This window comes from Mesorhizobium sp. M7A.F.Ca.CA.004.12.1.1, assembly GCF_003997835.1.
Lineage (GTDB): Bacteria > Pseudomonadota > Alphaproteobacteria > Rhizobiales > Rhizobiaceae > Mesorhizobium.
In genome coordinates, this window is sequence record NZ_RZRK01001458.1 from 1 (window position 1) to 581 (window position 581).

A 581-nucleotide genomic window follows, 5' to 3' on the forward strand; every position below is an offset into this window, starting at 1 on the left:
CGCGACGCTGGGCTTCGTCGCCGGACTGGCGCTGGCCGATGCGCTCGACGCCGTGGTGCCGAAGGGCCGGATCGCCATCGGCCTCGACGGCGGCAGCGAAGGAAAGAACCGTTTCGAACTGAAATGGCCGAACGACGTGCTCGCCTCCGGCGCCAAGCTGGCCGGCATCCTGCTGGAATCGGCAATCCTGGAAGGCGGCCGTTTCGCGGTGGCGGTCGGCATCGGCGTCAATGTGGTGGCATACCCCGAGGATTTGCCCTATCCCGCAACATCACTCAGCGCGCTGGGCGCGGCATGCGATGCGGAAACACTGTTCCTGGCGCTGTCGGATGCATGGAGCGAGAATGCCCGATTGTGGGACGAGGGGCGCGGACTTGCCGCCGTCAGGCGACGCTGGCTTGATCGTGCTGCGGGGCTCGGCGGCGAAGTTGCTGTCAGAATTGACGGTAATGTGGTGCGTGGGGTGTTTGAGACCATTGACGAGGACTGCCGTTTCGTGATCCGCGACGATGAAGGTTCGGTTCGGACGATCGCCGCCGGCGATGTGCATTTCGGCGCGGTCGCTTCGGCCAGGGCATAGA

The 581-nt window shown here is 65.2% G+C and carries 1 protein-coding gene; it reads left to right on the forward strand.

What is annotated here, in order from left to right:
* Nucleotides 1-580, forward strand: a 580-nt coding sequence (locus EN984_RS37025; protein ID WP_164766044.1) for a biotin--[acetyl-CoA-carboxylase] ligase, incomplete at its 5' end; no start/stop codon positions are given.
* Nucleotide 581 lies beyond the last annotated feature (1 nt).